General features: G+C 64.8%; 22 protein-coding genes. 12 read left to right on the forward strand and 10 right to left on the reverse strand.

Features of this window, described 5'->3' with window-relative positions; genetic code table 11:
* Positions 1-320: 320 nt before the first annotated feature.
* From aceE to lpdA, 4 genes are all read left to right on the forward strand, one after another.
* Positions 321-3,008 carry a pyruvate dehydrogenase (acetyl-transferring), homodimeric type gene (gene aceE / locus AC3FKG_RS07695; RefSeq protein WP_483711153.1) on the forward strand — a complete coding sequence of 896 codons (2,688 nt, stop codon included), beginning with the start codon at positions 321-323 and terminating at the stop codon, positions 3,006-3,008.
* Between the two features lie 165 nt (positions 3,009-3,173).
* Positions 3,174-4,832 carry a dihydrolipoyllysine-residue acetyltransferase gene (gene aceF, locus AC3FKG_RS07700; protein WP_488742786.1) on the forward strand — a complete coding sequence of 553 codons (1,659 nt, stop codon included), beginning with the start codon at positions 3,174-3,176 and terminating at the stop codon, positions 4,830-4,832.
* A 63-nt stretch (positions 4,833-4,895) separates the two neighbouring features.
* On the forward strand, positions 4,896-5,513 hold the full coding sequence (locus AC3FKG_RS07705) for an MFS transporter (RefSeq protein ID WP_483711155.1): 618 nt from the start codon (positions 4,896-4,898) through the stop codon (positions 5,511-5,513).
* Between the two features lie 36 nt (positions 5,514-5,549).
* Positions 5,550-7,331: a dihydrolipoyl dehydrogenase gene (lpdA, locus tag AC3FKG_RS07710; RefSeq protein WP_488742787.1), complete on the forward strand. Its 1,782-nt coding sequence runs from the start codon at positions 5,550-5,552 to the stop codon at positions 7,329-7,331.
* Between the two features lie 134 nt (positions 7,332-7,465).
* Here lpdA and AC3FKG_RS07715 read toward each other — a convergent pair whose 3' ends face one another.
* The 3 genes from AC3FKG_RS07715 to phaP1 all read right to left on the reverse strand — a co-directional run bounded on the left by AC3FKG_RS07715 (position 7,466) and on the right by phaP1 (position 10,767).
* Positions 7,466-8,386 (reverse strand): amino acid ABC transporter substrate-binding protein, encoded by a 921-nt coding sequence (locus AC3FKG_RS07715; RefSeq protein ID WP_483711157.1) that lies wholly within the window; start codon positions 8,384-8,386, stop codon positions 7,466-7,468.
* A 32-nt stretch (positions 8,387-8,418) separates the two neighbouring features.
* On the reverse strand, positions 8,419-9,741 hold the full coding sequence (locus AC3FKG_RS07720) for a dicarboxylate/amino acid:cation symporter (RefSeq protein WP_483711158.1): 1,323 nt from the start codon (positions 9,739-9,741) through the stop codon (positions 8,419-8,421).
* A 453-nt stretch (positions 9,742-10,194) separates the two neighbouring features.
* Entirely contained in the window at positions 10,195-10,767 is a 573-nt protein-coding gene (phaP1, locus tag AC3FKG_RS07725; protein ID WP_483711159.1) for a TIGR01841 family phasin PhaP1, read from the reverse strand.
* Positions 10,768-11,120: 353 nt separating this feature from the next.
* Here phaP1 and AC3FKG_RS07730 point away from each other — a divergent pair, with 353 nt between their 5' ends.
* The 5 genes from AC3FKG_RS07730 (at position 11,121) to pbpG (ending at position 14,905) form a co-directional block, all read left to right on the forward strand.
* Complete coding sequence (locus AC3FKG_RS07730) at positions 11,121-11,297, forward strand: hypothetical protein (protein ID WP_488742788.1); 177 nt, start codon at positions 11,121-11,123, stop codon at positions 11,295-11,297.
* A 5-nt stretch (positions 11,298-11,302) separates the two neighbouring features.
* Positions 11,303-12,202, forward strand: a complete 900-nt coding sequence (locus AC3FKG_RS07735) for a DMT family transporter (RefSeq protein WP_488742807.1) — start codon at positions 11,303-11,305, stop codon at positions 12,200-12,202.
* Positions 12,203-12,244: 42 nt separating this feature from the next.
* Positions 12,245-12,703, forward strand: coding sequence for an acyl-CoA thioesterase (locus tag AC3FKG_RS07740; protein WP_488742789.1), 459 nt, complete (start codon positions 12,245-12,247; stop codon positions 12,701-12,703).
* Between the two features lie 14 nt (positions 12,704-12,717).
* A complete protein-coding gene (locus tag AC3FKG_RS07745) occupies positions 12,718-13,455 on the forward strand; it encodes a nitroreductase (protein WP_483711162.1) in 738 nt (245 codons plus the stop codon).
* 250 nt (positions 13,456-13,705) lie between these two features.
* A complete protein-coding gene (pbpG, locus tag AC3FKG_RS07750; RefSeq protein ID WP_483711163.1) occupies positions 13,706-14,905 on the forward strand; it encodes a D-alanyl-D-alanine endopeptidase in 1,200 nt (399 codons plus the stop codon).
* Positions 14,906-14,963: 58 nt separating this feature from the next.
* Here the strand turns inward: pbpG and AC3FKG_RS07755 are convergent, their stop codons facing one another.
* The 3 genes from AC3FKG_RS07755 to AC3FKG_RS07765 all read right to left on the reverse strand — a co-directional run bounded on the left by AC3FKG_RS07755 (position 14,964) and on the right by AC3FKG_RS07765 (position 18,038).
* Positions 14,964-16,376: an FAD-binding oxidoreductase gene (locus AC3FKG_RS07755; RefSeq protein WP_488742790.1), complete on the reverse strand. Its 1,413-nt coding sequence runs from the start codon at positions 16,374-16,376 to the stop codon at positions 14,964-14,966.
* 27 nt (positions 16,377-16,403) lie between these two features.
* Positions 16,404-17,123: a FadR/GntR family transcriptional regulator gene (locus AC3FKG_RS07760; RefSeq protein WP_483711165.1), complete on the reverse strand. Its 720-nt coding sequence runs from the start codon at positions 17,121-17,123 to the stop codon at positions 16,404-16,406.
* Positions 17,124-17,249: 126 nt separating this feature from the next.
* Entirely contained in the window at positions 17,250-18,038 is a 789-nt protein-coding gene (locus AC3FKG_RS07765; RefSeq protein ID WP_483711166.1) for an IclR family transcriptional regulator, read from the reverse strand.
* 228 nt (positions 18,039-18,266) lie between these two features.
* Here AC3FKG_RS07765 and AC3FKG_RS07770 point away from each other — a divergent pair, with 228 nt between their 5' ends.
* The 3 genes from AC3FKG_RS07770 to AC3FKG_RS07780 are packed head-to-tail and all read left to right on the forward strand — an operon-like array spanning position 18,267 to position 20,688.
* Positions 18,267-18,992, forward strand: coding sequence for a (Fe-S)-binding protein (locus AC3FKG_RS07770; protein ID WP_488742791.1), 726 nt, complete (start codon positions 18,267-18,269; stop codon positions 18,990-18,992).
* Between the two features lie 17 nt (positions 18,993-19,009).
* Complete coding sequence (locus tag AC3FKG_RS07775; protein ID WP_488677086.1) at positions 19,010-20,422, forward strand: LutB/LldF family L-lactate oxidation iron-sulfur protein; 1,413 nt, start codon at positions 19,010-19,012, stop codon at positions 20,420-20,422.
* On the forward strand, positions 20,419-20,688 hold the full coding sequence (locus AC3FKG_RS07780; protein ID WP_483711169.1) for a hypothetical protein: 270 nt from the start codon (positions 20,419-20,421) through the stop codon (positions 20,686-20,688). Before AC3FKG_RS07775 ends, AC3FKG_RS07780 begins: the two co-directional genes overlap by 4 nt.
* Before the next feature lie 54 nt (positions 20,689-20,742).
* Here the strand turns inward: AC3FKG_RS07780 and AC3FKG_RS07785 are convergent, their stop codons facing one another.
* From AC3FKG_RS07785 to AC3FKG_RS07800, 4 genes are all read right to left on the reverse strand, one after another.
* The gene (locus AC3FKG_RS07785) at positions 20,743-21,537 is read right to left on the reverse strand and encodes an ABC transporter ATP-binding protein (protein ID WP_483711170.1); all 795 of its coding nucleotides are present in this window, start codon (positions 21,535-21,537) and stop codon (positions 20,743-20,745) included.
* A 1-nt stretch (position 21,538) separates the two neighbouring features.
* Positions 21,539-22,435 (reverse strand): ABC transporter permease, encoded by an 897-nt coding sequence (locus AC3FKG_RS07790; protein WP_483711171.1) that lies wholly within the window; start codon positions 22,433-22,435, stop codon positions 21,539-21,541.
* Positions 22,436-22,602: 167 nt separating this feature from the next.
* On the reverse strand, positions 22,603-23,571 hold the full coding sequence (locus AC3FKG_RS07795) for an ABC transporter substrate-binding protein (RefSeq protein ID WP_483711172.1): 969 nt from the start codon (positions 23,569-23,571) through the stop codon (positions 22,603-22,605).
* Between the two features lie 266 nt (positions 23,572-23,837).
* Positions 23,838-24,896: an aldo/keto reductase gene (locus AC3FKG_RS07800; RefSeq protein ID WP_488742792.1), complete on the reverse strand. Its 1,059-nt coding sequence runs from the start codon at positions 24,894-24,896 to the stop codon at positions 23,838-23,840.

Genomic DNA, 24,896 nt, shown 5'->3' on the forward strand with positions numbered 1-24,896 from the left:
CGCATGACCCGTGCGGGTGATCGCAGTGCGTGTGGAGTTTGGTGCGCCGCGTCATTATTCCACATTATAAAAAACGATATCGCAATTTGAAAATTTCACTTGTGCTGGTCATTCTGCTTCCATAGAATCGGTCCGACCAAAAAGCGGGCGGTAACCATGCGCCTGCCGCGCGAGAGAGTCCGGAACAGGGCTCCCGGCGGCGGCTCCGATGCAAGGCGCTGCGGCGACGCATCCGCAAGTCATACCCCGATACCCCGTCACCCCGGGGCCCGAAATGCCAAAAGCGAGGGCTCCGGAGCAGGAATTCACAGGAGACAGTCATGTCCGCCGTACCCGAGCAGATTCTCGGCGCATCCAGCGCCAACGACGCCGATCCCCAGGAAACCCATGAATGGCTGGACGCCCTGCAGGGCGTTCTGGGTGCCGAAGGCCCGGAGCGCGCCGCGTTCCTGATCGACAAGCAGATCGAGTACGCACGCGTGAATGGCGTTACCCAGCCGTTCCACGCCGAAACCCAGTACATCAACACGATTCCGGTCGAGCAGCAGGCCCGCATCCCGGGCGACCAGGACATCGAGCACCGCATCCGCTCGTACACGCGCTGGAACGCCATGGCCATGGTACTGCGCGCCAACAAGCACACCAACGTAGGCGGCCACATCTCGTCGTTCGCCTCGGCCGCGACGCTGTATGACGTCGGCTACAACCACTTCTGGCGTGCCCCGTCGGAGCAGAGCGGCGGCGACTTGGTCTTCGTGCAGGGCCACTCGGCGCCGGGCGTCTACTCGCGCGCGTTCCTGCTGGGCCGCCTGACGCCTGAGCAGCTCGACAACTTCCGCCAGGAAGTGGACGGCAAGGGCATCTCGTCCTACCCGCACCCGTGGCTGATGCCGGATTTCTGGCAGTTCCCGACGGTGTCGATGGGCCTGGGCCCGATCATGGCCATCTACCAGGCCCGCTTCATGAAGTACCTGGACAGCCGCGGCCTGGCCAAGGCCGGCGACCGCAAGGTCTGGGCCTTCCTGGGCGACGGCGAGACCGACGAGCCGGAATCGCTGGGCGCGATCGGCATGGCCGGCCGCGAGAAGCTGGACAACCTGGTCTTTGTCATCAACTGCAACCTGCAGCGCCTGGACGGCCCGGTGCGCGGCAACGGCAAGATCATCCAGGAACTGGAATCCGAATTCCGCGGTGCCGGCTGGAACGTGATCAAGGTGGTGTGGGGCAGCAAGTGGGATTCCCTGCTGGCGCGCGACACCAAGGGCCTGCTGATGAAGCGCATGATGGATTGCGTGGACGGCGAGTACCAGACCATGAAGTCCAAGGGCGGCGCCTACGTGCGCGAGCACTTCTTCAACACGCCTGAACTGAAGGCGATGGTCGCCGACTGGTCCGACGACGACATCTGGCGCCTGAACCGCGGCGGCCACGATCCGCACAAGATCTACGCCGCCTACAAGGCCGCCAGCGAGCACAAGGGCCAGCCGACGCTGATCCTGGCCAAGACCATCAAGGGCTATGGCATGGGCGATGCCGGCCAGGCCATGAACGTGGCCCACCAGCAGAAGAAGATGCCGGTGGACGCGATCCGCACGTTCCGCGACCAGTTCAACATCCCGGTGCCCGACGACAAGCTCGCCGAAGTGCCGTACCTGACCTTCGAGGAAGGCTCGAAGGAACTGGAATACATGCGCCAGGCGCGCATGAACCTGGGTGGCTACCTGCCGGCACGCCGCCAGAAGGCCGAAGCGCTGCAGGTGCCGCAGCTGTCCGCGTTCGACGCGCTGCTCAAGGCTACCGGCGAAGGCCGCGAAGTGTCCACCACCATGGCCTTCGTGCGGATCCTGAACACGCTGCTGAAAGACAAGCAGATCGGCAAGCACGTGGTGCCTATCGTCCCGGACGAATCGCGCACCTTCGGCATGGAAGGCCTGTTCCGCCAGATCGGCATCTGGAACCAGCAAGGCCAGAAGTACGTGCCGGAAGACCATGACCAGCTGATGTTCTACAAGGAATCGCAGACTGGCCAGGTACTGCAGGAAGGCATCAACGAAGCCGGCGCCATGTGCGACTGGATCGCGGCCGCCACGTCGTACTCGACGCACGGCGTGCAGATGATCCCGTTCTACATCTACTACTCGATGTTCGGCATCCAGCGTATCGGCGACCTGTGCTGGGCGGCTGCCGACATGCGTTCGCGCGGCTTCCTGCTGGGCGGCACCGCCGGCCGCACCACGCTGAACGGCGAAGGCCTGCAGCACGAGGACGGCCACTCGCACGTGTTCCACGCGGTGATCCCGAACTGCATCTCGTATGACCCGACCTTCCAGTACGAACTGGCGGTCATCATGCACGACGGCCTGCGCCGCATGTATGCCGAGCAGGAAGACGTCTACTACTACCTGACGGTGATGAACGAGAACTACGAGCATCCGGAAATGCCGGCTGGCGTAGAGCAGGACATCGTCAAGGGCATGTACCAGTTCCGCAAGGGCGTCGAGAACAGCAACGCGCCGCGCGTGCAGCTGCTGGGCTCGGGCACGATCTTCCGCGAGGTGATCGCCGCCGCCGAGCTGCTGAAGAAGGACTGGGGCGTCGAATCGGACCTGTGGAGCTGCCCGAGCTTCACCGAGCTGGCCCGCGAAGGCGCCGCCGCCGAGCGCTACAACCTGCTGCACCCGGCAGAGCCCCAACGCGAGTCGTTCGTCGCGCAGAAGCTCAAGTCGGCCCGCGGCCCGGTCATTGCCTCGACCGACTATGTGCGCGCGTTTGCCGAACAGATCCGTCCGTTCGTGCCGCGCCGCTACGTGGTGCTGGGCACCGACGGCTTCGGCCGCTCGGACACCCGCGAAAAGCTGCGCCACTTCTTCGAGGTGGATCGCCACTGGGTCACGCTGGCCGCGCTGAAGGCGCTGGCCGACGAAGGCGCCATCAGCCGCGACAAGGTGGCTGAAGCGATCAAGAAGTACAACCTCGACCCCAACAAGCCGAACCCGATGTCGGTCTGACCGGCTTCCTGCACCAACCCCCGCAGTACGGCAACGCCGTGCCGCGGGCGCCCCGAAGACCTTCGTAGGCGCCTTGCGGCACAGCGGCGTGACAGAAGCGGGCGGCGAGGGTAATCTCGCCGCTTGCGGAAGCGCGCGCGTGCCGGCCTGCCCAGGAGACACTGAATGAGTCAAGCGATTGAAATCAAGGTGCCGGACATCGGCGACTATGACGCCGTTCCCGTCATTGAAGTGCATGTGAAACCCGGCGACAGCATCAATGCGGAAGATGCACTGGTCACGCTGGAATCGGACAAGGCCACCATGGACGTGCCCTCGCCGCAAGCCGGCGTGGTCAAGGAAGTCCGCATCAAGGTCGGCGACAACGTGTCCGAAGGCTCCGTGCTGGTGATGCTGGAAGCCGCCGGTGCCTCCGCGCCGGCCCCTGCCCAGGCTGCCGCTGCACCGGCTCCCGCGCCGGCCCCGGCCGCGGCACCCGCGTCGGCCCCGGCCGCCGCTCCGGCCGCTGCGGCCGCGCCCGCCGCGGGCGGCACCATCGAAGTCAAGGTGCCCGATATCGGCGACTACGACGCGGTCCCCGTGATCGAAGTCCATGTCAAGCCGGGCGACACCATCAACGCCGAAGACGCCGTCGTCACGCTGGAATCGGACAAGGCCACCATGGACGTGCCGTCCCCGCAAGGCGGCGTGGTCAAGGAAGTCAAGGTCAAGGTCGGCGACAACGTGGCCCAGGGCACGCTGCTGATCCTGCTGGAAGGCGCCGCTGGCGCAGCGGTTCCGGCACCGGCCGCTGCGGCACCCGCGCCGGCTCCCGCCGCAGCGCCTGCCCAGGCCCCGGCGCCTGCTGCCGCGGCCCCGGCCCCGGCTGCGCCTGCGGCTGCCCCGGTCGGCGTGACCGGCAAGGCCGCGCACGCGTCGCCGTCGGTGCGCAAGTTCGCGCGCGAACTGGGTGTGGATGTTTCCCGCGTGCCAGGCACCGGCCCGAAGAATCGCATCACGCAGGAAGACGTGCAGCGCTACGTCAAGGGCGTGATGACTGGCCAGGCCGCCGCGCCGGCACAGGCCGCCGCGGCTGGCGCCGGTGGTGGCGAACTCGGCCTGCTGCCGTGGCCGAAGGTCGATTTCACGCGCTTCGGCGAGGTCGAAAGCAAGGCCCTGTCGCGCATCAAGAAGATCTCGGGCGCCAACCTGCACCGCAACTGGGTCATGATCCCGCACGTCACCAACCATGACGAAGCGGACATCACCGACCTGGAGGCCTTCCGCGTCCAGCTGAACAAGGAAAACGAGAAGTCCGGCGTCAAGGTAACGATGCTGGCGTTCATGATCAAGGCCACCGTGGCGGCGCTGAAGAAGTTCCCGAACTTCAATGCCTCGCTGGACGGCGACAATCTGGTGCTGAAGAAGTATTTCAACATCGGTTTCGCGGCCGATACGCCGAACGGCCTGGTCGTGCCGGTGATCAAGGACGCCGACAAGAAGGGCGTGCTGGAGATCAGCCAGGAAATGAGCGAGCTGGCCAAGCTGGCGCGCGACGGCAAGCTCAAGCCGGACCAGATGCAGGGCGGCTGCTTCTCGATCTCGTCACTGGGGGGCATTGGCGGCACGTACTTCACGCCGATCATCAATGCGCCGGAAGTGGCCATCATGGGCGTGTGCAAGTCGTACATGAAGCCGGTTTGGGACGGCAAGCAGTTCGCGCCGCGCCTGACGCTGCCGCTGTCGCTGTCGTGGGACCACCGTGTCATCGACGGCGCCGAGGCCGCCCGCTTCAATACGTACTTCGGGCAGTTGCTGGCGGACTTCCGCCGCATCCTTCTCTAAAGCGGCCGCGGCCATGTCCGTGACGGGCATGGCCCTGGCGCTTGCAGCCGAGCGAGGCGAGCCATGACTACCTGTGTCGTCGTCAGGAAGGGTGCCGATGTGGCGATTGCGGCCGATGCCCTGGTCACGTTCGGTGACACGCGCCTGTCGCGCGCCTACGAGCGCAACCAGAAGGTGTTTCCGATCGCCGACAGCTTTGTCGCGCTGGCCGGCACCACGGCGCATTTTCCGGTCATGCGCGCCTTGCTGGCGGGAATGGGCGAGGAATGCCGGCTCGGCTCGCGCGATGACGTGTTCCGGACCTTCCTGAAGGTGCATGAGAAGCTGAAGTCGGAGTATTTCATCAACACCAAGGAAGACGAAGATGATCCGTACGAGTCGTCGCAGATCGTCTGCCTGATCGCGAATCCGGCCGGGATTTTCGGCGTCTATTCGTATCGCGAGGTCTTTTCCTTCGACCGCTTCTGGGGCATTGGCTCAGGCCGCAACTACGCGCTCGGGGCCATGCATGCGGTCTACGACAAGCCTGAACTGGATGCAGCAGCCATCGCGCGCATCGGCGTCGATGCCGGCATCGAGTTCGACAAGAGTTCCGCAGGCCCGATTGAAGTCCATACCGTAAGGCTGCACGAGGCCGGCGCCCCCGGCGCAGCGGCAACCAACAACGACGGCGCGCCCTGAGGCCACCCAGGCCCGGACGCGCAAAGAGGAGCAAACATGAGTGTGATCGAAGTCAAGGTGCCGGATATCGGCGATTTCGACGCGGTGGAAGTGATCGAGGTCCTGGTCAAGCCGGGCGATACGGTCGAGCAGGAACAGTCGCTGATCGTGCTGGAATCGGACAAGGCCAGCATGGAAGTGCCGTCGTCGGCAGCCGGCAAGGTGGTCGACGTGCGCGTGAAGGTGGGCGACAAGATTGGCCAGGGCGCGGTGATCTGCACGGTGGAAGCGCAAGCTGCAGCCGCGGCCGCGCCGGCTCCTGCGCCCACGCCCGCCGCTGCGGCCCCGGCGCCATCGGCTGCCCCGGCTCCGGCTCCCGTGGCCGCCAGCCACGCGGGTAGCGCCGATATCCAGTGCGACGTGCTGGTGCTGGGCGCCGGTCCCGGCGGCTACTCGGCTGCCTTCCGTTCGGCTGACCTGGGCATGAATACCGTGCTGGTGGAACGCTACGCCACGCTCGGCGGCGTTTGCCTGAACGTCGGCTGCATCCCGTCGAAGGCATTGCTGCACAACGCAGCCGTGATCGACGAGGCCAAGGCGCTGGCTGCGCACGGCATCCTGTTCGGCGAAGCCAAGATCGACCTGGACGGCCTGCGCCACTACAAGAACCAGGTGGTCGGCAAGCTGACCGGCGGCCTGGCCGGCATGGCCAAGGCGCGCAAGGTGCAGGTGGTGCGTGGCATCGGCACCTTCCTCGATCCGCACCATCTGGAAGTGGATGCCACCGAAGGCGACGGCAAGCAGGCCACGGGCAAGAAAACTGTGATCCGCTTCGAGAAGGCGATCATCGCCGCCGGCAGCCAGGCGGTGAAGCTGCCGTTCATCCCGGAAGACCCGCGCATCGTCGATTCGACCGGCGCGCTGGAACTGCCCGAGGTGCCCAACAAGATGCTGGTCATCGGCGGCGGCATCATTGGCCTGGAGATGGCGACGGTGTACAGCACGCTGGGCGCGGATATCGACGTCGTCGAAATGCTGCCGGGCCTGATGAACGGCGCCGACCGCGACCTGGTCAAGGTCTGGGAGAAGAAGAACAAGGACCGTTTCGGCAAGGTCATGCTGAACACGAAGACCGTCGCGGTGGAAGCCAGGCCGGACGGCATCTACGTGAAGTTCGAAGGCGATCAGGCCCCGACCGAGGCGCAGCGCTACGACCTGGTGCTGGTATCGGTGGGCCGTTCGCCCAACGGCAAGCGCATCGGCGCCGAGAAGGCCGGCGTGGCCGTGACCGACCGCGGCTTCATCAACGTCGATTCGCAGATGCGCACCAATGTGCCGAACATCTTCGCGATCGGCGACGTGGTCGGCCAGCCGATGTTGGCGCACAAGGCGGTGCATGAAGCCCACGTGGCCGCGGAAGCGGCGCACGGCGAAAAGGCCTACTTCGATGCCAAGCAGATTCCGTCGGTTGCCTTCACCGATCCGGAAGTGGCCTGGGCCGGCCTGACCGAGGACCAGTGCAAGGAGCAGGGCATCAAGTACAGCAAGGGCTTGTTCCCGTGGGCTGCTTCCGGCCGTGCCATTGCGAATGGCCGCGACGAGGGCTTCACCAAGCTGATCTTCGATGAGGAAACCCATCGCATCATCGGCGGGGGCATCGTCGGCACGCATGCCGGCGACCTGATCAGCGAAGTCTGCCTGGCCATCGAAATGGGCGCGGACGCAGTGGATATCGGCAAGACGATCCACCCGCACCCGACCCTGGGCGAGTCGATCGGCATGGCCGCGGAGATCTACGAAGGGACCTGCACCGACGTGCCGCCGCCGCGCAAGCGCTGATTGCGGCAAGCTGCAAGCATCGAAACCCGTCCGTGCGGCGGGTTTCTTTTTGCCATTACGCAATTAACCGACAGGAATTTGGAGCCGCCGCCGATTTAGCCCGGCAGGGGACGGCCGCGCTAGCCAGTTGACGTCTATTCCGGCTGCTGAGGCGTGGACTGGATGATGTCTTCGAGCTGGGCGCTCATCGGGATGCCCAGGCGTTCGCCAGTGGGCAAGCGGTTGACGAACCACTGCTTGTACAGGCGCTCAAGCTCGCCTGAGGTCATCAGGTCGCGAACCGCCTTGTCGACGACCGCGGCGAACTGCGGGTCGTTCTTGCGCAGCATGATGCCGTAGGGATCGTACGACAGGAAGTCGCGCGTCACGTCATATTTCTTGCCGAGCCCGTACTTGGCGAGGAAGCCGTACAGCAGCACATCGTCGCCCGCATAGGCGTCGGCGCCGCCGTGGCGCAGCACTTCGAAGGCATCGGCGTGGTCACGGGCGCGGATCAGGGTCACGTCCAGATTGAAGCGTGCGGACAGCCGCTCGATGGCGTCCGCATTGGTGGTGCCGGCGGTGGCCACCACAGTCTTGCCCTTGAGGTCCTGGAACGTGCGGACTGGCGAGCCGTGCGGCACCAGCAGCTTGGTGCCTGCGACGAAAATCACCGGTGAGAACGACACGCGCTGCTGGCGCTCGGCATTGCGCGTGGTGGAGCCGCATTCGAGGTCGATCTTGCCGGACGTCATCGCTTCGATGCGGCTCTCGGAAGTCACCGGCACCCAGTTGATGGTCAGGTCGCGGCCGACGTCGGCCCCGGCGGCCTGAACGATGGCCGAGCAGATATCGATCGAATAGCCGATCGGCCGGCGAATCTGGTTAAGGTACGAAAAAGGCAGGGAAGATTCCCGGTAGCCGATGGTCAGCGTGCCGGTTTCCTTGGCCTTTTTCAGTGTGCCGGAAAGGGCGATCGGCTCCTGCGCCAGCGCCAGGCCGGCGGACAGCGCGAGGCATAGTGCCGCTATCCGCCACCACACAAAGCGGCCACACCGGGCAACAGTGCAAGACATGGGTCGCTCCTTTGCGGTCTGCGCGCCAGCGCTCAGGCACGCGCGGTCTCGGGCTTGGCCAGCGCCTCGCGCTCGTCGTCCACCCCGCCCATGCCGCCCTGGTCGCCGGTATCGAGCGTCGATTCGCTGGCGAGCTGGCCTTCCCACTTGGCCACCACGGCGGAGGCGATCGAATTGCCCACGGCATTGGTGGCCGAACGGCCCATGTCGAGGAACTGATCCACTCCCATGATCAGCAGCAGGCCGGCTTCGGGAATATTGAACTGGTTCAGCGTGGCGGCGATGACCACCAGGGAGGCGCGCGGCACGCCGGCCATGCCCTTGGAGGTGAGCATCAGCAGCAACAGCATGGTGATCTGCGTGCTCATCGGCAAGTGGATGTCATAGGCCTGGGCGATGAACAGCACGGCGAACGTGCAGTACATCATCGACCCGTCCAGGTTGAAGGAGTAGCCCAGCGGCAGCACGAAGCTGGAGATTTTGCGGTTGACGCCGAACTTGTCTAGCGCCTCGAGCATTTTCGGATACGCGGCTTCGGAGCTTGCGGTCGAGAACGACAGCAGGAACGGCTCGCGGATCAGCTTGATCAGGTTGAAGATCCGTCGCCCCAGGAACACGAAGCCCGCCAGCGTCAGCAAGCCCCATAGCACGAACAGGGCCAGGTAGAAGCTGCCCATGAACTTGGCGAAGGTCAGCAGGATGCCAAGGCCCTGGGTCGTCACCGTCGACGCGATCGCGGCGAACACTGCAACCGGCGCCAGCCACATCACCGCACCGGTGATCTTCAGCATGATCTGCGCGAGATCCTCGATCACGCCGGCCATGCGCTTGCCGTGTTCGCCAAGCGTGGCCAGGGCCGTGCCGAAGAAGATCGAGAACACCACGATTTGCAGGATCTCGTTGTTGGCCATGGCCTCGGCTACCGACTTGGGCACCAGGTGGGCGACGAAATCCTTCAGCGTGAAGGCATTGGTCTTCAGATTGGTCGCGGAGCCGACGTCGGGCAGCGGCAGGCCGATATTGACGCCCGGCTGGAGCATGGTGGCCATGATCAGGCCCAGCGTCAGCGATACCAGCGATGCGGTGATGAACCACCCCATCGCCTTGATGCCTACGCGGCCGACGGTGCTGGCATCGCCCATGTGGGCAATGCCCATGACGAGGGTCGAGAACACCAGCGGCGCGATGATCATCTTGATCAGCCGCAGGAAGACGTCGGTGATGATCGAGATGTAGCCCGCGATCTCTTTTGCCAGCTTGGGATCGGGAAAGGCGACATGACAGCCGTAGCCGACCACGCCGCCGAGGATCATCGCGATGACGATGTAGGTCGTGATGTGGCGCTGCGTCTTCATGGCATCTCCCAGATGCTGTTGCGTCGCGCAAGCGCTGCGCCACGCATGCCGGCATGGCCCGGTATTGCGCCGCGCCATGTAAATCCGAAGGGCGGGCCCTGGCATGCCAGAATGCCGCGGGCTGCACCTTGCTAACGATAGTCGCCCGCTCCGGCATTGGGCAAGGACAACGCTGCGGACGCGCTTTGGAAGGCATCGGCGCGGCCGGAAATTCGAGTGAAAGAGGGCAGCGCGCGCGAAGAAGGCGAAAAAAAGCCCGAACCTTTAGGGTCGGGCTTGAACGATACCTTTGGACAAGGAGACCGCGGTACCGAGGAGACACTGGCACGCTAGCGGCAAGCCTGTTGCGGCTGTCGCCATCATCGTTGGCAAAACGCGCCGTCCGGCGGTGCGCTTTGCCAACGGACCGGCACGGGGCCGGTCGCTGGCACTACCTGTCAGCCGAGCTGGCTATCAGGCGGTCTTCTTGACAGCCGCGCTGCGGGCCGTGGCGCTGGCCTGCTGGGCAGCCTTGCTGGCGGCCGAAGCGGCAGCCTGGAAGTTGCTTTCGGCGATCTCGACAGCCTGCTTGGTGGCCTTCTGGACCGACTCGTAGGCGTTGTTCGCAGCCGAGATGGCCGACTTCACGATGGCCACGGTCGATTCCGAACCGGCCGGTGCGTTCTTGGCGAGGTTGTCGACCAGAGCCTGCACCTTCTTCGAGCCTTCAGCCAGTTGGGCTTCGGCGACCTTGGTGAATTCGCTTTGGGTTTCCGAAGCGATTTCGTACAGGTGACGGGTGTAGGCCAGGGTCTTTTCAGCGACCGGCTGAACCAGCGAAGCCTGGATGGCCAGCAGTTCCTGGGCATCCTTGGCGGACAGCGCCTTCTTGGCGTTGTCGACGTTTTCGGCGAAGGTGGTCTTGACGACCTGCAGGTTCAGCTCGACGAGCTTCTCGACGCCTTCGAAAGCCTTGGTGGTCAGGCCAAACAGGGTTTCCAGGTTAGCCTTTTGCGCTGCTGCGACTTGTTCCGGGGTGAGGATCATTGCTGGTCTCCAGTGGTGAACTTCAAGGTCAAGCAAAATTAAACCGCCTGGATTTCAGGACCGTGACGGATATCGTTCCGCGTCGTCCAGCCCAGGCGTGGGGATCAAGGTCGGGCGCTCGCTCACTCGCTTTGGTGCGCCGCAACAATTGCAATTCTAGGGAAAGCCAGGGCGGTGTCAAGCAGTTTTTGTGCGTCGCACAAAATGCAACGGAAATCGGCTCGGAATGTGCCGGTAGCGCCATGCATCGTGCGCGGTACCGCGGGTTTTCCAGCGGTGCTACCATCGCAGCCTGCCGACGCTTGACTATGCAAGCGTCGCGCCCACAACAAGAACGCTCCTTTCGCCACGCCATGCCTGCCGTTTACGCCAATCACTTCGTGCTGCCGCTGCCGCGGGGCCATCGCTTCGCGATGCGCCAATACAGCATGCCGGGTGAAGCGGTGACCGGCATTCCCGGGCTGGCGTTTCGCGTGGCGCCGCGGGCCGGGGACGATGGTGTCACGCCGGCGCGGAAGGTGTCGGCATGAGCACGATGGCTGAAGCTGGCGCAAGCGCGCGGCGAACCCTCTGGTCTGCCAGCATGCCGTGGCTGTTCGTGCTGATCTGGAGCACGGGGTTTATCGTGGCCAGGTATGGCATGCCGCATGCCGAGCCAATGACGTTCCTGTTCCTGCGGTTTGTCGGCGTCCTGGTGCTGATGGTGCCCTTCGTGTGGCTCGCGCGCGTGCCGTTGCCGCAACGCGAAGGGCGTGCCGACTGGCGCATGGTTGGCCATATCGCGGTAGCCGGGTTGTTTCTGCAGGCCGGTTATCTTGGCGGCGTCTGGGCCGCCGTCAAGCTGGGCATGCCAGCCGGCATGTCGGCCCTGATCGTCGGCATGCAACCGATCCTGACCGCACTGATTTCCGCGCGCCTGGGCGAGCGCATCAGCATGCGCCAGTGGCTGGGGCTGCTGCTTGGCATCGTGGGAGTCGGCCTGGTGGTGGCCAACAAACTGGGTGCCAGCGGACTGTCCGCGACCAGCGTGCTGCTCGCGGGCGGGGCGTTGCTAAGCATCACCTTCGGCACGCTGTACCAGAAGCGCTTCTGCGCCGTGTTCGACCTGCGCATCGGCTCCGTCATCCAGTTCGCGGCATCCGCGCTGGCTTGCGTTCCCTTTATGTTCATGTTCGAGACTCGCCACGTCGACTGGACCGCCGAGATGGTCGGCGCGCTCGCCTGGTCGGTGGTCGCGCTCTCGATCGGAGCCATTTCGCTGCTGTTCCTGCTGATCCGGCAGGGTGCGGCGACGCGAGTCTCCAGCCTCATGTATCTGACGCCGCCGACCACGGCCGTGATGGCATGGCTGCTGTTCGGCGAGCGCTTTCCGCCACTGGCGGCATCCGGTATGGCCCTGGCCGCGGCGGGCGTCGCACTGGTCATCCGGCGCTAGTCGTTTCGCGTTCTTCCTTCTTTCCTGTTCCGCAACGTTCCCATGAAACCGCAAGCCGAGCACCGCAGCGCCTATCCGCACGCCCAGGCCATCACCACGCGTTGGATGGATAACGATGTCTATGGCCACGTGAACAACGTTGTCTACTACAGTTATTTTGATACCGTCGTGAATGCGTACCTGATCCGGGAAGGCGTGCTCGACTTTGAATCGGGCAGCACGATCGGGCTGGTGATCGAGACGCAGTGCAACTACTTCTCGTCGCTGAGCTTCCCGGACACGGTCACGGCTGGCTTGCGGGTGGCGCGGCTGGGAACCAGCAGCGTGCGCTATGAGGTGGGGCTGTTCAGCGGCGATAACGAGATCGCGGCGGCGCAAGGGCATTTTGTCCACGTCTATGTCGATCGCGTCACGCGTCGCCCGGTGCCCCTGCCCGAGCCGCTGCGCCGCGCGCTGCAGCCACTGGCGGTGGCTGGCGCACAAGCGCCGGGCGTGGCGTGATGGAGGAAGGCAAGATGTCGCAGGACGCGCAAGCTCGCAAGCAAGCGGCCGCCGAGGCTGCTGTGCAGCAGGCGGTCGACTGCGTCGACCGGGCCATCCTCACGCGCCGCTCGGTCCGGGCGTTCCTGGATACGCCCGTGCCACGCGAAACGGTGGAAGAGATTCTCGCCGTCGCCAGCCGCGCGCCATCAGGCACCAACACGCAACCGTGGCATGTCTATGTGCTGGCGGGTGACGCCAAGGCCAGGCTGTGCGCGGACCTGCTGACCGCCTACGAAGACCCCGAGCGCGACAGCAAGTACCTGGAAGAGTATCCGTACTACCCGCGCTCCTGGGTGAACCCCTACCTGGACCGGCGCCGCAAGGTAGGCTGGGACCTGTATGGCCTGCTGGAAATCAGCCGCGAGGATAAATCGCGCATGCACGAACAGCACGCGCGCAACTTCCGCTTCTTCGATGCGCCGGTCGGCATGATCTTCACCATCGACCGCATCATGGAGCTGGGCAGCTGGCTCGACTACGGCATGTTCCTGCAAAGCATCATGGTCGCCGCCCGGGCGCGCGGGCTCGATACCTGCCCGCAGGCCGCGTTCACGCAGTTCCACAAGATCATTGGCGATCACCTGCGCCTGCCAGGCGAGGAGATGGTGGTGTGCGGCATGTCCCTGGGCTATGCGGATCCGGAGGCGATAGAAAATCGCCTTAACACTGAACGTGAACCGGTTAGTGGGTTTGCGCGTTTCCTCTCATAGTGAGATATGTGTCAATGTGTAACGATTCGCGCCGACATACAAACCAAGACTACCGCAGTGGCGGGTGAACCCGCAGCCGCGCAGTGAATTACAGGAGGTCTACGATGACGCACGTGACGAAGAGTCAACAATTTCCGCATTGTGGAAATGTTTGCAAATCGAACTTTAAGTAGCCTTCGTAAGTCTTTAATCTTGCTAACAATTTCTTAATTTCCTACACTAGCGCCATCCCCGATGCGCTGAACGAATCATGTTCCGGTCTGATTCCATTTTTTCCAGATTCTTCGGCTCGACGCCCCTGAGCGCCGTAGCCGTAGCCGTGCTGGCATCCGCGTCGATGCTGGCAGCCCCGTTGGCCGAGGCTGCCACCAAGTCGACTTCCACTGAAAATTCCACGAAAAAGCCGACAAAGTCGCTCAAAGCCGAGAAAAAGGCCAGTTCGGGCAGCAAGCGCACGACGGCCAAGGCCGAGGCCGCGTCTTCCCGCAAGGTGATGGTGGTGAAGAACGGCCGGCACCGTGTCGTGGCGTCGAACCGGGCCGCGCCCGTGCGGGCGGTGTTTACGCCAGCCAAGCCGTCGCTCGGCGAGGCCATGGGGCTGCGCGATACCGAGGATGCGCTGGCCCTGCGATCGAGCGTCGCGCTCGTGATGGACCAGAACACCAACGAGGTGCTGTTCCAGAAGAATCCGAGCGCGGTGCTGCCGATCGCGTCGATCACCAAGCTGATGACTGCACTGGTGGTGATGGATGCTCGCCTGCCGATGGACGAGACCCTGACCATTACGGAAGAAGACCGGGACACCGAGAAGCACAGCAGCTCGCGCCTGCGCTTCGGTACCCAGCTCACGCGCCAGGAAATGCTGCTGCTGGCGCTGATGTCGTCCGAGAACCGCGCGGCATCGGCGCTGGGTCGCAACTATCCGGGTGGTCTGCCCGCGTTTGTCCAGGCGATGAACCGCAAGGCCCGTGAACTGGGCATGAACGACAGCCACTTCGTGGACTCGAACGGCCTGTCGAGCAGCAATGTGTCGAGCGCCATGGACCTCGCGCGCATGGTCAACGCGGCCTACCGCAACCCGACCATCCGCGAGTTCTCGACGCAGACCGAGCACGAAGTGAATGTGCTTGGCCGTACCCAGCACTACGTCAGCACCAACCGCCTGGTGCGCGGCGGCAACTGGGACATCGGCCTGCAGAAGACCGGCTTCATTTCCGAAGCGGGCCAATGCCTGGTCATGCAGGCCAAGGTCAACGGCCGCAACGTTGTGATGGTGTTCCTGGATTCCGTGGGCAAGCTCTCGCGTTTTGCCGACGCCACGCGCGTGCGTGACTGGCTGGAACATGCCTCGCCGTCGGCACCGCAGCCCCATGCGTTTCCGTCGTCGCCGAACCTCACGCAGTCGCCCGGCGGCGCGCAGGCGATCCTGACTTCGGCGCGCGGAACCTGAACTCCGCCTGCCCCAAAAAACGCGCCACGGTTGGCGCGTTTTTTATGGGCTTCACCCTTCAGAGCAGCTTGCCCGGATTCATAATGCCGGCCGGGTCAAACGCGCGTTTGACCTCGCGCATCAAACGCAGCTCCAGCGGATCCTTGTATTGCAGGAATGCATGCCGCTTGAGTTGCCCGATGCCATGTTCCGCACTGATACTGCCGCCGTAGCGCATCACTTCATCGAGCACGGTGCCGGTCACCACGTCTTCGTGCGTCGCTGCCCAGTCCTTCGGCGCTCCCGCCGGGCGCGACAGGTTGTAGTGCAGGTTGCCATCGCCAAAGTGCCCGAATATGAAGGGCCGGATCGCCGGGTCCAGCGCGCGCAGGCGCGCTTCCATCGACGCCATGAACGCCGGGATCTGTTCGATCGGCAGCGACACGTCGTGTTTCAGGTGCGGCCCGTCCGCGCGCTGCGCTTCGGAGATTTCTTCGCGCAGCTTCCACAGCGCCTGCAATTGGGCCAGCGATGCAGACACCGCCGCATCGAGGCACAGGCCGCGTTCGAGCGCTTCGCCAATGACGCGCTCCAGCAGCGCATTGAGCGCTTCTTCTTCGGCGGTGTCGGCCAGTTCCACCAGAACGTAGGCGGGATAGCGCTGCGCAAAGGGTTCTTGCACGCCTTCGGCATGCGTCAGGACCAGGTCCAGGCACGCGCCGGTGAAGAACTCGAAAGCCTGCAGCCGTGCGCCGCACTGCTCGAACAGCAGGGAATACAGCTCGAGCGCCTGCTGCGGCGATTCCACTGCCGCCAGCACGACACTGCGCGTATCGGTACGCGGGAACAGGCGCAGTGCAGCAGCCGTGATGACACCGAGCGTGCCTTCCGAGCCAATGAACAACTGCTTGAGATCGTAGCCGGTGTTGTCCTTGCGCAGCGTGCGCAGGCCGTGGAAGACCTCGCCGTTGGGCAGTACGGCCTCGACACCGAGCACCAGTTCGCGCGTCATGCCATAACGCACGACGTTGACGCCGCCGGCATTGGTGGCCAGGTTGCCGCCGATCTGGCACGAGTCCTCCGCCGCCAGGCTCAGCGGCAGCAACCGGTTGGCGTCGGCCGCGGCGCGGCGCAGGTTGCCGAGGATGCAGCCCGCTTCGGCAACCATGGTGTTGGCCACGGTGTCGAGCGAGCGGATCGCATGCATGCGGTCCAGGCTCAGCACCACGTTCAGCGGCTGGCGGTCGGGCGTGGCGGCGCCGCACAGGCCGGTGTTGCCGCCGCGCGGCACGACCGGTACCGCGGCCTGCTGGCAGAGCGCGAGGCAGCGCGAGACCTCGTCGACCGTGCGCGGGCGGACCACCGCCTGGGCCTGGCCCCGGTAAATGCCGCGCCAGTCGGACAGCCACGGCGCAATGTCGTCGGGCTGGGCGAGCACGGTGTCGGGACCAAGGGCTTCGGTGAGACGCTGGGGCAGGTTGGCGGCTGGCATGGAGGGAGCGCTTTCAGCTTTCTGTTTTCAGGGCAGGGGATCGGCGGCGCGTGCGCGCAGGGGCAAGCCCAGTCGCTGCGCCGCGCATTGCAGGTGGCGGATGGTGGCCTGGCGCGCCGCTTCGGCATTGCCGTCACGGATCGCCTCGAAGATGGCCTCGTGTTCCTGGTGCACGGACTCAGGCAATTGCGCTTGCTGCAGCGTGTTGGCGCGCGCGGTGGCAACGGCCTGGTGCAGCTGCAGGTTCATGTACTGCAGCAGCTGGCGGTAGTACGGGTTGTGGGTGGCACTGGCAATGCCGATGTGGAACGCGGCATCGAGATCGACCGCCGGCTGGGCATCATAAAGATGCGTCTTCAGCCGATGCAGCAGCCCGGCAAGGGTATCGACATCGTCGGCGCTGCGCCGCATGGCGGCCAGTGCGGCTGCCGCGCTCTCGAGGTCCATGCGCAGGTCATACAGGTCGGCCAGCTCGGCCCGTCCCAGGTCGGGCTCGCCGGGAAGCTGGAAGCCCGCCGCGCCGGTACGGGAACGCACGGTGCAACCCACGCCCTGGCGCGTTTCCACGAAGCCTTGAGAACGCAGATGTTCGGTCACTTCACGGATCACGGCAGCACTGACGCCGTACTGATCGGCCAGCTGCTTGCCCGTGGGCAGTCGATTGCCTACGGGATAAACGCCGTTCTCAATGTCGGTCCGGATCTGGCGCGTGACCTGTTCGGTCAAGGTAATGGCTCGGGTTCGCATAGCCGCCCGATTATAGGGTTTTCAGGTTATCTGAAAACTGCACGTAAACCCTTAGACCGCGTGGCCATGATCGGCTGAACCGGCGGCGGGCGGAAGTTCCCTTAGCCGCCGGCAAGCCAAAGCCGATCAGGCGGCTTCAGACTCCATCACATACCCCATGCCGCGCGAAATCTGCAGCGCCGTATCCTTCAGGTTCTGCAGCCAGCTGTCCTGCAGGCGGTCGGCGGGTGCCGACAGCGACAGGCCGGCCACCAGGCGGCGCGAATCATCGTAGATGCCGGCGGCGATGCAGCGCACGCCCAGTTCCAGCTCTTCGTTGTCGCGGGCGTAGCCGTTGCTGCGGACCCAGCCCAGTTCGCGCTCGAGCTTGGTCAGGTCGGTGATCGAGGTGCGCGTATGCCCGGCCAGTCCCGTGCGCGTGGCATAGCTGCGCACGCGCGTGGACTCGTCGGCTGCGAGGAACAGCTTGCCCACCGACGTCAGGTGCAGCGGCGCGCGTCCGCCAATGGCACGCACCACCTGCATGCCGGAGCGCTCGCTGTAGGCCCGCTCGATATACACGATCTCGTCGCCCTGGCGCACTGACAGGTTGACGGTCTGCCCGGTGACACGGTGCAGTGCGCGCATTGGCGCGAGCGCCGCGTCGCGCACCGACAGGCGTGCCTTGACCAGGTTGCCAAGCTCCAGCAGGCGCATGCCCAGCCGGTAGCTGCCCGGGTCCGAGCGATCGACAAAGCGGCACGCAACCATGTCGTTGAGGATACGGTGCGCGGTGGAAGGGTGCAGTCCGGTAGACATCGACAGCTCTTTCAGGCTGACCGGGTCGGCGTGCTGGGCCAGTGCGTCCAGCAGCGTCATCATGCGTTCAATAACCTGGATCGATGTCTTTCCAGGCGACTTGTCTGCGTCTGACATAAGGAAATGTTGCCCTGCGGCAAATTAAGCGTTTGCCTGATTCTATCTCGCATCGTGAAAATTTCAATAGGTGAAATGACATTCCGGTAAGAATCCTGTCGTGATGTGTCGCCGATGACGGTGTTGCGGCCTGATCGGAATGCACGGCGCGCCTGAATGGTTTGTGCGCCACTCCGCGGCGCAAGCGCGCATAATTGCGGGGTTTCGGGGTCTGGAGAAAGAAAGCAAATGCGAGTTGGCCTGTTCGCCACCTGCCTGGTGGACCTCATGCGCCCGGAGATCGGCTTCTCCGTGCTGAAGCTTCTGGAAGGCGCCGGCTACGAGGTGATGGTGCCTGAAGCCCAGACCTGCTGCGGGCAGCCCAGCTACAACTCGGGCGAGCGCGCCGTGTCGCGCGACCTGGCGGAAAAATTCCTGCGCGAATTCGAGATGTTCGACTACGTGGTGGTGCCGTCGGGAAGCTGCGGCGGCATGATCCGCCAGCACTATGCGGACCTGCTGCGCGATGACCCGGAACTCAACGGCCGCTATGAACGGCTGCGCGAACGGGTGTTCGAACTGACCGATTTCCTGGTGAACGTAGCGAAGATCGAACAGTTCGATTCCAATTTCACCGGCCACGTTACGTATCACGATTCGTGCGCGGGCCTGCGCGAGCTTGGCGTCAAGGCGCAGCCGCGCGAACTGCTGGGCAAGCTGCCCGGGGTGCAGCTCACCGAGATGAAGGACTGCGAGGCTTGCTGCGGCTTTGGCGGCACCTTCTCGGTCAAGTACGGCAATATCTCGACGGCGATCGTTGACGAGAAGTGCGCCAATATCAAGGCCAGCAGCGCGGATGCGGTGGTGCTGGGCGACCTGGGCTGCATGCTCAATATCGAAGGCCGCCTGCGCCGCAGCGGCGATATGCAGACGCGCGTGCTGCATATCGCGCAGATCCTGGCGGGCGACGCCTGAGCAGCGGAGACGCGACGATGCAAGTCCACAGCATGGAATTCAAGGCGCGCGCCGGCCAGAAGCTGGCTGACCAGCGCCTGCAGCAGAACCTCAAGAAGCTCTCCACCAAGTTCGTCACCGCGCGCGCGGATGCCATCCGTGATATCGATTTCGATGCGACCCGCGCCGCACTGAAAGAGCGCCGCAACCGCGCGCTGGAAAACCTGGATGTCTGGCTTGCCACGTTCGAGGAAAACGCCACGCGCCGCGGCGCCACGGTGCTGTTCGCCGAGACCACGGCAGATGCGGCGCGCCTGGTCGCGGAGATCGCGCAGAAGCACGGCGTGAAGAAGGTCATCAAGAGCAAATCTATGGTGACCGAAGAGATGCGGCTGAACCAGGTGCTCGGCGAGATGGGCGTGCAAAGCATCGAAACCGATCTCGGCGAGTACATCCTGCAGATCAACGACTCCGAGCCGCCGTCACACATCATTGCGCCGGTGGTGCACAAGGACAAGGACGAGATCGCCGACCTGTTCGCGAAGGTCCACCAGAAGCCGCGCCTGACCGATATCCCGGAAATGACGCGCGAAGCGCGCGAGGTGCTGCGTCCCGAGTTCCTGTCCGCCGACATGGGCGTGACCGGTGGCAATTTCATCATTGCCGAAACCGGTTCGGTGGCGGTGGTCACCAACGAGGGCAATGAAGGCATGTGCACCGTCATGCCTCGCGTGCATGTGGCCGTCACTGGCATCGAGAAGGTGCTGCCGACGCTGGAAGACCTGGCGACCGTAATGCGGCTGCTGCCGCGTTCGGCGACGGGGCAGGCCATCTCGAACTATTTCTCGCTGTTGACCGGCCCGCGTGCCGAAGGCGAGCGCGATGGTCCCGAGCATATGTACTTCGTGCTCGTCGACGGTGGCCGCAGCGGGTTGATCGGCGGAGAGTTCCAGGAGATGCTGCGCTGCATCCGCTGCGGCGCCTGCATGAACCATTGCCCGGTCTACCAGAAGATCGGCGGCCATGCCTATGGCTGGGTCTACCCGGGGCCGATGGGCAGCGTGCTGACGCCCAGCTACGTGGGCCTGGCCAATGCCGTGGACCTCCCGCAGGCGGCCACGATGTGCGGCGAATGCAATCGCGTGTGCCCGGCATCGATCCCGCTGTCGGACCTGCTGCGCAAATTGCGCGAGAAGCAGATGGAGCGCGGCCTGCGTCCGTGGCAGGAGCGCTTCGCGCTGCAGGCCTGGGGCTTCGTCGCCCGGCGGCCGGCACTCTATGCGCTGGCCAGCCGTCTCGGCGCGCGCGTGCTGGCGCGCATGGGCGGTAGCAACCGGTTGATCGCCAGCCTGCCCATGGCGGGCAAGGGCTGGACCCAGACGCGGGACATGCCCGCACCCTCGGGACGCACGTTCCGCGAGCTTTACAAAGAAAGGAGGGCACGCACATGAGCGCGGCCAATACGGAGACGCTGGCGCGCATGCGTTCGGCATTGGACCAGCACACCGGCGGCACGCTGCCGGCGGCCGAACTCGTGAACGCGTGGCGCGAGGCAGCGCCCGCGCTGATGCTGCCGCCGGTGTTCGGTCAGGCGATGGAAGAACTGCTGCGCCGGCTGGAGATGTCGGCCGTGTTCGCGCAGGACAGCTGCTCGTTCTCGAGCACGGCCGTGACGGACCAGCTAAGGCGTTGGCTGGACAAGGCTGCTACGGTCTGACTGAAAAAAGAAAGGGAGCCTAGGCTCCCTTTCTTCATGTGTGCCGCAGCCTGATCAGCCCAGCAGCAACGCGTCGTCGTCCAGCTGTTCATGCCGCGTCTGCTCGAACATACGCAGCAGGTCAGGTACATCGAGCCCCTTGCGCTTCTCGCCGGACACATCCAGCACGACCTGGCCCTGGTGCAGCATCACCGTGCGCTGGCCATAGTCCAGCGCCTGGCGCATGCTGTGCGTGACCATCATCGTCGTCAGCTTGCTTTCTTCGACGATGCGCGCGGTCAGTTCCAGCACGAACGCGGCGGTCTTCGGGTCCAGCGCGGCGGTGTGCTCGTCGAGCAGCAGGATGCGCGACGGCTGCAGCGAGGCCATCAGCAGGCTCACCGCCTGGCGCTGGCCGCCGGAGAGCAGGCCGATGCGGTCGGTCAGGCGGTTTTCCAGGCCGAGGTTCAGCAGGCGCAGCTTCTCGCGGAACAGTTCGCGCGAGCCGCGGTTCAGCGCCGCGCGGAAGCCGCGCCTGGACCCGCGGGCCATCGCCAGCGCCATGTTCTCTTCGATCGTCAGCGCCTCGCAGGTGCCGGCCATCGGGTCCTGGAACACGCGTGCCACCAGGTGGGCGCGATCCCAGGCCTGCTTGCGCGTCACGTCGGTGTCATCGATGGTGATGCGGCCGGAATCGACCATCTGGTCGCCGCTGATCGCGTTCAGGAAGGTCGACTTGCCGGCGCCGTTGGAACCGATCACGGCCACGAACTGGCCGCTCGGGATCTCCAGGCTCAGGCCGCGCAGCGCGCGGGTCTCGATCGGGGTGCCGGGGTTGAAGGTGAGCTTAAGGTCTTGTGCGCGGAGCATCTCAGGCACCTCCGTTCTTGCGGGCAAACAGCTTCTTGCGGGTGGCGGGCAGCACCAGGGCGATCGTCACCAGTGCGGCGGTGACCAGGTTCAGGTCCTGCGCCTTGAGGCCGATGAAGTCGCTGTTCAGCGCCAGCGCAATGAAGAAGCGGTACAGGATGGCGCCCAGCACCACGGCGAGCGTGGTCCAGACCAGGCGGCGTGCCGGCAGGATGCTTTCACCGATGATCACGGCGGCCAGGCCGATCACGATGGTGCCAATGCCCATCGAGATATCGGAGCCGCCTTGAGTCTGCGCGAACAGCGCGCCGGCCAGGGCGACCAGCCCGTTGGAAAGTGCCATGCCGGCCAGCGTGGCGCGGCCCGTGGCAATGCCCTGCGCGCGCGCCATGCGCGGATTGGCGCCGGTCGCGCGCATGGCCAGGCCGAGCTGCGACGAGAAGAACCAGTCCAGGCCGACCTTGGCGATGACCACCACGATGAACAGGACCAGCGGGCGCAGCACGTAGTCGGGCAGCCAGTCGGGCTGCAGGATGGTGAACAGCGTTGGCTCCGTGATCAGCGGCACATTGGGGCGGCCCATGATGCGCAGGTTGACCGAGTACAGCGCGATCATCATCAGGATACTGGCGAGCAGGTCCATGATCTTGAGCCGTACATTGAGCCAGCCGGTGATGAAGCCAGCCAGGGCGCCGGCCACGATGGCGAGGGCGGTGGCGACAAACGGGTCCTGCCCGGCGGCGATCAGCGTCGCGGCCACGGCGCCGCCAAGCGGGAAGCTGCCGTCGACGGTCAGGTCGGGGAAATTGAGGATGCGGAAGGAAATCAGCACCCCGAGGGCAACCAGGCTGAAGATCAGGCCGATCTCGAGGGCGCCCAGAAGGGAAAAGAGGGACATGGTGAATCCTGTTAACAGCTGGCGCGGCCCGCCCGGATAAGGTCGGTCGGCTCGCCGTCTCGTTCAGGGGGCGGGCCCGGGTAGGGCAGTCTGGATCTTGTACTGTAGTGGACTAGCGGACGCGCGGCCGTCCGCGCGGCGCGGACGGCACAGGTCAGACGTTCTGCTTACTTGATGACGGTCTTGGCTTCCTTGATCAGCTCCGGCGACAGCGTCACGCCTTGCTTCTGGGCGGCGCCGGTGTTCACGAACAGTTCAAGGTTGCTGCTGGTTTCCGACGCGATCGCGCCAGGCTTCTCGCCCTTCAGGATGCGCACCACGACCTTGCCGGTCTGGTGGCCCAGGTCCAGGTAGTTGATGCCCAGCGCGGCGATGGCGCCACGCTTGACACTGTCGGTGTCGGCGGCAACCAGAGGAATCTTCGATTCGTTGGCGACCTTGACCAGCGCTTCGTAGGCCGAGACCACGTTGTTGTCGGTGTTGGTGTAGATCACGTCCACCTTGCCGATCAGGCTTTTGGCGGCGGCGCCGATGTCAACCGTGCGCGGCGCGGCGGCTTCCTTCAGCGTCAGGCCCTGCTTGGCCAGCAGTTCCTTCAGTTCCTTGACCACCACGACCGAGTTGGCTTCGCCCGGGTTGTAGACCATGCCGACGGTCTTGGCATTCGGCACCACGCGCTTGATCAGGGCCACCTGCTTGTCCAGCGGCAGCTTGTCCGACACGCCGGTCACGTTGGTGCCCGACGGCGCCCAGCTCTTGACCAGTTGCGCGGCGACCGGGTCTGTCACGCCGGAGTACACAACGGGCACGGTCTTGGTGGCGGCGACCACCGCCTGGGCCGACGGCGTGGCGATGGCAACGATGGCGTTCGGGTTGTCGCCGACGAACTTGCGGGCGATCTGGGCGGCGGTGCCGGTGTTGCCCTGCGCGCTCTGATATTCCCACTTCAGGTTCTTGTCGGCGTCATAGCCGGCGGCCTTCAGCTCCTCGCGCACGCCGTCGCGGATGGCGTCCAGCGCGGGGTGGTCCACGATCGACAGGACCTTGACGGTCTGGGCGTGCACGGCGCCGCCGCACAGCAATGCCAGCGCGACTGCGCCGCCGAGGATGGACTTCGTTGCCTTGAGACCCTTCATTTTGATCTGTTCTCCTCCGAGTGACTCGGTTCTGGATGGTACGCCGCGCACAAGCTTGGTCTCGCTGCCGGCGCCGCCACATGGCCGGCACCCGCTCCGGGCGGCGGGGCACTTCCTGCGGCTGATGGAAGGGCGCGCCTGCGCGAAAGCAAGACAGCGATAAGCCTGCGAGGATACCACTTCTCGCGCACGATATGCGAAGTCTCGGAGGGAATGCGAGGCATCCGATGCTGCCGGGGACCGATTATTAGCCATCCAGGCGCAGATTATTGCGCGGGATTACAGATTTCCTTGTGGATTTCCCCGATTGCGGTAATCACATCTTCATGCAATTGCGTTTGCCACGCATCGATGTTTTCGCGCAATTGATCCAGCGACGTGGCGCCCACTATGGTGCTGGCGGCGAACCAGCGCGAATAGCACCAGGCCAGGGCCAGCGCCGCCGGCGACAGTCCGGCCGTGCACGCCAGTTCGACATAGCGGGCCGAGGCCGCCATGGTCTCCGGGCGCATGTAGCGCGGGCTCCAGTCGGCGCCGAAGCGCGTCAGGCGGCCGGTTGCGGCGTCGTTGAACACTGGCCTGGCCGGATCGCCGCTCAGGTACTTGCCGGTGAGCTGGCCGAACGCGAGCGGACTGTAGGCCAGCAGGCTCACGTCGGTGCGGAAGCAGGCCTCGTCCAGGCCCTGCTCGAAGCTGCGGTTGACCAGGTTGTACGGATTCTGGATGGTGGCGATGCGCGGCAGCCCATGCTGCTCCGCCAGCCTGACGAACTCCGCCACGCCCCACGGCGTTTCGTTGGAGACGCCGACATAGCGGATCTTCCCCGCCTGCACCAGTTCGGCAAAAGTTTCGAGCTGCGCCTGGATCGAGGTGCAGGGCCGTTCCTTGGCCGGATCGAAGCTCGTCTGGCCGAAGATCGGCGCGTTGCGCGCGGGCCAGTGGAGCTGGTACAGGTCGATGTAGTCGGTCTGCAGCCGCTGCAGCGAGGCGTCCACCGCCGCGCGGATGCCCGCGGGCGTCAGGTCGTCGCCATTGCGGATCCAGGGCATCCGGCCGGGGCCGGCCACCTTGGTGGCGAGCACCACGCGGTCGCGCGGCTGATTGCGGAGCCAGTTACCGATGATCTGTTCGGTCCGGCTGTAGGTTTCGGCGCACGGCCTGACCGGGTACATCTCGGCGGTATCGATGAAGTTGATCCCGCGCGAGAAAGCGTAGTCGAGCTGGCTATGGCCCTCGGCTTCGGTGTTCTGCTCGCCGAAGGTCATGGTACCGAGGCAGATGCGCGAGACCTGCAGGTCGCTGCGTCCGAGGCGGACGGTTTCCAT

Source organism: Cupriavidus sp. 22TCCZM04-2 (assembly GCF_057798895.1).